Here is a 4,736-nt window from a genome sequence, read left to right as displayed (position 1 = left end):
ATTTATAACAAGGGGTATGTCTGCAGAAATGAAAAACGACAAACCTCCGCAGGACGGAGTGATTAGCGATGAAACACAACTGGTCGGGGTCGAGCTCTATCTCGACGTCACGCTGAACCAAACCCACATCGGCATCGCCCGGTTTGGCTATGACAATAATCGACTGTATGCCAGCGCCAACAGCCTGCGCCAGATTGGCCTACGCGTGCCCCCCGGCACGCCGGACCCGATTTGCCTGAACGATATTGCCCAGCTACAAATAAATTACGATGCCAATCTGCAGGCACTGACGCTCACCGCTCCTCTGCCGCTGCTGGATATGGGCACCACGGAGATCAGCGACAGAGATGATACGAACCCAAAGGCCAGCTCGTCACGCGGCTTACTGCTGAATTACGATCTCTATGCCTCGCAGGAAAAAAACGAGCAGAACAACGCCAGCGCCTACGCCGAGCTTCGCGCCTTCAGCAGCGCGGGCGTACTGAGCTCCACGCAAATAGCCCGCTATGGCAGTAGCCATGACGATTATGATCAGGGAAACGGGATGACGCGCCTGGACACCAGTTGGCGTTCCTCTTTCCCGGAACAGGTGTTCTCCGTCACCGTCGGGGATACGTTTACCAGCGCGCTGAACTGGTCACGCCCCACGCGCATCGCCGGCCTACAGCTTGGCACCGACTATAGTCTTCAGCCCTACACGCCAACCACACCGCTGCCGTCCTTTTTCGGTTCCGCCACTCTGCCTTCCAGCGTCGAGCTGTATATGGACGGCGTGAGGTACTACAACGGGGAAGTCCCGGCGGGGAATTTTGAAATTAATACCCTGCCGAACATTAACGGTGCGGGTACCGGCCAAGTCACAATGACCGATGCGCTGGGCAAAACAACGGTGCAAAGCTTCTCGTTCTATACCGACCAGTCTTTGCTGCGTAAAGGCATTACTCAGTGGTCGGCGGAAGTCGGTGTGGTGCGTAACAACTACGGCTATTCCTCCTTCGACTATTCCAGCAATCCCGCCTTTAGCGGCACCTGGCGGCGCGGTTTCAGCAATAGTTTTACCCTCGGCGGGCATGCCGAAGCCACCGACAGCCTGTTCAACGGCGGCTTGAGCAGCGACTGGATACCCGGCAATAGCAGCGGCATCATATCGACGTCGTTGGCGATGAGCGCTGACTCGGGAACAAACGGCCTCCTCTACGCCCTGGGCTATCGCTGGAGCAACAGTCACTTTAGCTTCAGCACCGCCACCACGGCCACCGTCAACGACTATCACGACGTGGCCACCCGCTACGGCCAGGCCCCACCCTCGCTGAATCAGAGCACAATTATAGGCTACAGCACGGATTCACTTGGCAGCTTTAGCATGGGCTACCTGCAGTTTCGCTATCCCGGTGAAAGCACCCAGCGTTATACCAATGCCAACTGGTATAAGTCCCTGACGGACAGAGTCTATCTCAACGCCGGGCTAAATCAGAACGTGGATAAAAGCCGCGACCGCAGCCTGTATGTAATGGTCAGCGTCTCGTTCGATAACAGCATTAGCGCCAGCAGCACCGTGCAGCGCAGTAACGACCAGATGAGCTACATGATCAATGCCAGCAAAACGCAGCCAATGGACGGCGGTTGGGGCTGGAACCTGGCGCTCAACCAACAAGATTCGCAGCAAAATGGGCAAGGAGAGCTCGGTTATCTGGGGCGCTACGGCAAGGTCTACAGCGGCTATAGCCATATCGCTGACAGCAAGACAACCTATGCGGGCGCGGATGGTTCGCTGGTACTGATGGGCGGAGGCTTGTTTGCTTCGCGCCTCATCAACAACGGGTTTGCCGTAGTTTCCACCGACGGCGTGCCGGATATCCCCGTGGAGTTGCAAAACAACCCCATTGGCGTCAGCGATAGCCAGGGTTTGCTGCTCGTCACACCGCTTAATAGCTACCAAAAAAATGAGATCAGCATTAACCCGCTCAACCTACCCGCCAATATGAAGATTGATCCGGTCAACGCCATCGCAATTCCAACCGATCGTTCCGGGACGATGGTGAATTTCACCGTCAGGCCGGTGCGCTCCGCGTTAATTGTGCTGAAAGATGCCAAAGGGGAGGATATCCCGGAGGGCTCATCCGCCGTGCTGAATGGCGCTTCCGGGCAGCACGCCGTGGTCGGTTTCGACGGCATGGTCTACTTCGACACGCTGAAGATGCAAAATACGCTGACGGTGACCACCGGTGCCGGCGTCTGTTCTACACAGTTCGACTATCCCCAAAAAGCACGGGATATCCCACAGATTGGCCCGCTAACGTGCCAATAAACCTTTTCATTGAACAGGAGCTGGCGCTATGTGGTTACGGGTGTTGATTTTACTTATTGGGGGTTTCTGTTTCCCCCTCAAAAGCCACGCGGTGAACTGCTCAATCAGCGCCGTCTCGAACGTGACGTTTAGTTCGGTAAACCCATTCTCCACCACTGATACCCAAACCTCCATGACCTTTAACTACAGTTGCTCAAAAGTCGTCGGGGATGTGCTCGGTGGATACACGCTGTGCTTCAACCTCGGTGCGCCGGGCGGCAATACGATCGCCACTCGTAAGATGACCACCACTGGCGGCGGTACGCTGAACTACCAGCTTTACTACAAGGATCCCAATGGAAATAACCAGGTCTGGGGAAACCAGACGGCTGGCGGAGGCACCTACCCCACTGTCGACATCAATTTACTGAATATAACCACGGTCAGCGGTACGCTAACGATCTATGGTACGGTCCCTGCCGGGCAAAACACCGTCGCACCAGGCAGCTATACCGATACCTATACCGGCGCGACAGCCTACGTCACCATCAACGGCGCGCTATTGGCCCCACCGGGAACCTGCGGCACCACGACGCTGCAAACTTTCCCATTTCTGGTCACCGCCGTCGTCAACAAGCAGTGCAACGTTAATGCCGCCAATAACATCAACCTGGGCTCGGTTCCCAGCACACAGACCAATATTACGGGTAATAACTTTTTCTCAATGGCCTGCACGCTCTCTACGCCGTATGCCATTCGCCTCACACCTTCAAACGGCAGCACCACTGGCAGCGGCAATCTTAAAAGCACCACGGATCCCATAAACAATAAAGATCTGGTGCCCTATCAACTCAACTCGACGGCAGGCCCCAGCGGCAAGGCCTGGGGCAATATTGATTCCACCAACACGGTACAGGGCGTGGGGACCGGGCTCGCGGTTAACCAGACGGTCTACGCCGTGGTTCCCAGCACGAACTACCTCCCGGACAAGTATGCTGATACGGTGACGATTGACGTAACCTACTAGCATCATACCTATTTAAAATACAATTAATTCAATATGATATTGTTAGGCAGTTCCGAAAAAGGCATTAACCTATCGCCATTGAAAACCTGAATATTTCGAGTCGATGATTTATCAATAGAAACCGGGGCCACTTCCTGAGAATGGATCCCCGCTAACCACTCATAAATGGCCAGGAAACTGTAGGCGCTGATAGGTTCGTTAATCACCGTTCTATCTTTCTTATCGCTGGTCATGATAAAGAATGGAACCTTATAATTCTGCTGATACTCTCCGCCATGGCGAACCGGTCGCTCAGAAGTATCCACCGTCATACCATGATCTGAAAAATAGACCAGTGCATACGATTCGCCGGATGAATTAAGAACATCAATGGCCTGATGAACGAAACTATCAAGCTTATTGATCGTCGCCAGATAGCAATTGATTTTTTCTTTTCCCTGAATATTAAAAGTTATTGGATAACCATTCAGTCGATCACAGGAATCTGGATGCGAGCCAATCATATGCATAAAAATAGCTTTATCTGTCTTTTTATAGACGACGGATTTAAGCTTATCGAGCAATTCAAAATCATCAGTGTTATTTGAGTTATAGTCCCCGCTTTTTAAGAAAACCTTATGTGTGGCATTATAAGCAATGACCGTTGACGGAGTATCAAACTCACCAACATATCCCTGGTTCGACAGCCAGTAAGTCTCCATACCGGCTTTATTTGATAATGTCACAACATTATTATTGGTCTGCTGATGTAAGCCATCACTGATGGACAGAGTACGCGGTAAAGACATATAGGTATTCGGTGCTGCGGACACATAGTTTGTAGCAAAATAACCCGCAACTGTTCTGAGCCAGGGCGTTGTGTCATGGGAGTAACCGTACAACGAAAGATAATCAGCGGCTACGCTTTCACCAACAATAACAACAACATTTTTATATTTCGGCGTAAAAGTTACCCCCGTGAAGGTATCTTTACCGGTCAGGCTTTTCTGTAGATGTCCTAGCTCAGCATGTGCTTGTTGGGAATATTGAACGATAGCAAAAGCCATCTTCTTGGGGTAAGAGTTAAACGATAACGCTATCAACACAATAAAGGCAAACCACTGTTTTCTTCTCGACAACGACACTAGTGGTTTTGAACACAAATAGAACACAATGGCAATCATACAGATAGCCATTACATAAAGTGATTTATAATCCAGTTCACCAAAAAATTCCTGTGACTCGCTGATATTTGTCTGTAATGCAGAAATTAAGAATGAGTATTTCAGTCGCCCATACTGAAGCCCGACAGGAATATATATTGATAGTGCTAGAAAAATAAAACCGATGATCTTATGCGTAAATTTATTTGCTTTTGCACAAAGCAAAATAAAAAACGTCAATAGCATGTTGCCTATACCGGGACGCCCCATAGCATGGGGC

General features: G+C 51.1%; 3 protein-coding genes. 2 read left to right on the top strand and 1 reads right to left on the bottom strand.

What is annotated here, in order from left to right:
• The first annotated feature begins 16 nt into the window (after positions 1–16).
• Positions 17–2,308, top strand: a complete 2,292-nt coding sequence (locus NNN71_RS23645) for a fimbria/pilus outer membrane usher protein (RefSeq protein WP_271459491.1) — start codon at positions 17–19, stop codon at positions 2,306–2,308.
• A 28-nt stretch (positions 2,309–2,336) separates the two neighbouring features.
• Complete coding sequence (locus NNN71_RS23640; RefSeq protein ID WP_271459489.1) at positions 2,337–3,314, top strand: Csu type fimbrial protein; 978 nt, start codon at positions 2,337–2,339, stop codon at positions 3,312–3,314.
• A gap of 23 nt (positions 3,315–3,337) precedes the next feature.
• Here the strand turns inward: NNN71_RS23640 and NNN71_RS23635 are convergent.
• Positions 3,338–4,736: phosphoethanolamine transferase (locus tag NNN71_RS23635; RefSeq protein WP_333909587.1), on the bottom strand; the 1,399-nt coding region annotated here is incomplete at its 5' end.

This window comes from Kluyvera sp. Awk 3 (assembly GCF_028069715.1).
Lineage (GTDB): Bacteria > Pseudomonadota > Gammaproteobacteria > Enterobacterales > Enterobacteriaceae > Kluyvera > Kluyvera georgiana_A.
Note: the sequence above shows the minus strand (reverse complement) of the source record. Positions and strands in the feature narration are given on the sequence as shown.

What these genes read in the sequence shown, in the direction of transcription:
- NNN71_RS23645 (WP_271459491.1), top strand. Translation starts at nt 17, where the DNA reads ATGTCTGCAGAAATGAAAAACGACAAACCTCCGCAGGACGGAGTGATT.
- NNN71_RS23640 (WP_271459489.1), top strand. Translation starts at nt 2,337, where the DNA reads ATGTGGTTACGGGTGTTGATTTTACTTATTGGGGGTTTCTGTTTCCCC.